Below are 398 nucleotides of genomic sequence, written 5' to 3' on the forward strand. Positions count from 1 at the left end.
GTCAAGGGCATCACCTGCATCAGCAACAACGCGGGTGTGGACGGCTTCGGCCTCGGTCTGCTGCTGGAAACGAGCCAGATCAAGAAAATGATTTCGTCGTATGTGGGCGAGAACAAGGAATTCGAGCGCCAGTATCTGGCGGGCGAACTCGAGCTGGAATTCACACCGCAAGGCACGCTCGCCGAGAAGCTGCGCGCAGGCGGCTCGGGCATTCCGGCGTTCTTCACGAACACGGGCTACGGCACGATCATCGCGGACGGCAAGGAAACGCGCCAGTTCGGCGAAAACCACTACGTGCTCGAACATTCGCTGACGGCCGACGTCGCGCTCGTCAAGGCATGGAAGGCCGACAAGTCGGGCAACCTGATCTATCGCCGCACCGCGCGCAACTTCAACCC

The 398-nt window shown here is 61.1% G+C and carries 1 protein-coding gene; it reads left to right on the forward strand.

Translation table 11 applies throughout. From position 1 onward, the window contains the following. The coding region (locus GR197_RS31705) for a CoA transferase subunit A (RefSeq protein WP_164016650.1) at nt 1–398 on the forward strand (398 nt) is incomplete at both ends.

This window comes from Rhizobium phaseoli, from assembly GCF_010668805.1.
Taxonomy (GTDB): domain Bacteria; phylum Pseudomonadota; class Alphaproteobacteria; order Rhizobiales; family Rhizobiaceae; genus Rhizobium; species Rhizobium phaseoli_A.